The sequence below is a fragment of the Pseudomonas sp. HY2-MNA-CIBAN-0224 genome, assembly GCF_040310285.1.
Classification (GTDB): Bacteria; Pseudomonadota; Gammaproteobacteria; order Pseudomonadales; family Pseudomonadaceae; genus Aquipseudomonas; species Aquipseudomonas helleri.
This window is the reverse complement of the sequence record NZ_JBEOPQ010000583.1, coordinates 1-266: the sequence shown is the minus strand read 5'-3', so window position 1 is coordinate 266 and position 266 is coordinate 1. Positions and strand designations below refer to the sequence as shown.

Genomic DNA, 266 nt, shown 5'->3' with positions numbered 1-266 from the left:
ATAATGCGAACATCAGCGGCAATCGTTTTGCTACCACCCACACGTTCAAAAACGCGCTCTTGTAATACCCGTAATAATTTCACTTGCATTTGCAGTGGCATATCACCTACTTCATCTAGAAATAGCGTGCCACCTTCAGCTAATTCAAAACGGCCTGTACGGGCTGATATAGCACCTGTAAAAGAGCCCTTTTCATGGCCGAATAATTCGCTTTCAAGTAACTCAGCAGGGATAGCACCACAATTAACCGGAATAAATGGCCCATC

1 protein-coding gene is annotated in these 266 nt (G+C 44.4%); it reads right to left on the bottom strand.

Annotated elements, in window-relative coordinates; translation table 11 throughout:
- The coding region (locus AAEZ03_RS27645; RefSeq protein ID WP_350583068.1) for a sigma-54 factor interaction domain-containing protein at positions 1-266 on the bottom strand (266 nt) is incomplete at both ends.